This window comes from Sinorhizobium sp. P24N7, from assembly GCF_042436655.1.
GTDB lineage: Bacteria > Pseudomonadota > Alphaproteobacteria > Rhizobiales > Rhizobiaceae > Sinorhizobium > Sinorhizobium meliloti_A.
On the sequence record NZ_JBHMIW010000138.1, the window covers coordinates 1 to 429 of the forward strand.

Annotated in this window: 1 pseudogene; it reads right to left on the bottom strand. The window is 49.9% G+C overall.

Going from position 1 to position 429, the window contains the following annotated elements:
• Nucleotides 1–123 precede the first annotated feature (123 nt).
• Nucleotides 124–429, bottom strand: a pseudogene (locus ACFHWW_RS34320) (hypothetical protein); the annotation flags it as partial.

Sequence of the window (429 nt, forward strand, 5' to 3'; positions counted from 1 at the left end):
GCTTCATCAAGCTGTCGAACAGCCGTTCCTTGTTGATCATAAGAGCTATCTCGTTTCTGTGCCGATCCTCGGGCGCCGCAATCACTGCATTGCTGGCGTGATTCCGGGGGGTCGGCTTTAATATTATTTTTTCCTTGCCATGTCCTCGATAAGGACATCCTTGCTCGTCGGCGGAGTAAATTCTACCCGATTTGTATTGATGCCGGTGAAATACTTCTCGGCATAGATGTAAATGAGAGGAAGTTCTTCCGCCAAAATGGCCTGTGCTTCGCGATACATTTTGGCTCGTGCTTCCTGATCCACTGTGGCTTCTGCTTTGTTGAGAAGCTCATCGACGCGCTCATTCTTGTAGCCGAGACGCTCGAAATAGGTCTTCGAGTTCAGCGCATTCAGTGGCAGATAGGGATCGAACATGCTGTTGCCGTAACC